The organism is Blautia schinkii (assembly GCF_013304825.1).
Taxonomy (GTDB): Bacteria; Bacillota; Clostridia; order Lachnospirales; family Lachnospiraceae; genus Blautia_A; species Blautia_A schinkii_B.
The window spans coordinates 1-584 of the sequence record NZ_JAAWUO010000050.1 but is presented as its reverse complement, the minus strand read 5'-3'; the positions used below and the strand labels follow the sequence as shown (position 1 = coordinate 584).

Genomic DNA, 584 nt, shown 5'->3' with positions numbered 1-584 from the left:
CCAAACAAACAAAATAATCAAAAAAATTTGAATTTTATGGTTGACAAGCATAACTCCCAGTGGTATTATAACTGAGCTGTCGCAAATAATTGTTTTTGAAAAACAAACAATTAAAAAGAATTTCAGAAAAATGAAATTGACAGTTGACAAAAGACAGAAGATATGATAAAGTATCCAAGTCGCCAACAAAGCGGCAACAAAATCTTAACTCAAAAATGTTTGAAAAAAACTTAAAAAAGTGCTTGACAAACAAAAAGAGATGAGATAAAATAAACGAGCTGTCTGAGAGACAGACACAACAAACCTTGATAACTAAACAGTGAAACACATACGATTCTCGAAAATTTCTTTACATTTAAAGAACGGTTTAAACAAACCAAAAGCAGTAAAAACGAGAGATAGCCAAACGGTTGTCTTGAGATTGAATCAAACATTTTATCAGAGAGTTTGATCCTGGCTCAGGATGAACGCTGGCGGCGTGCTTAACACATGCAAGTCGAACGGGAATTACTTTATTGAAACTTCGGTCGATTTAATTTAATTCTAGTGGCGGACGGGTGAGTAACGCGTGGGTAACCTGCCTT

The 584-nt window shown here is 34.8% G+C and carries 1 rRNA gene; it reads left to right on the top strand.

Annotated features, from left to right (window positions below):
• Positions 1-435 precede the first annotated feature (435 nt).
• Positions 436-584, top strand: a 16S ribosomal RNA gene (locus tag HFM85_RS16015); the annotation flags it as partial.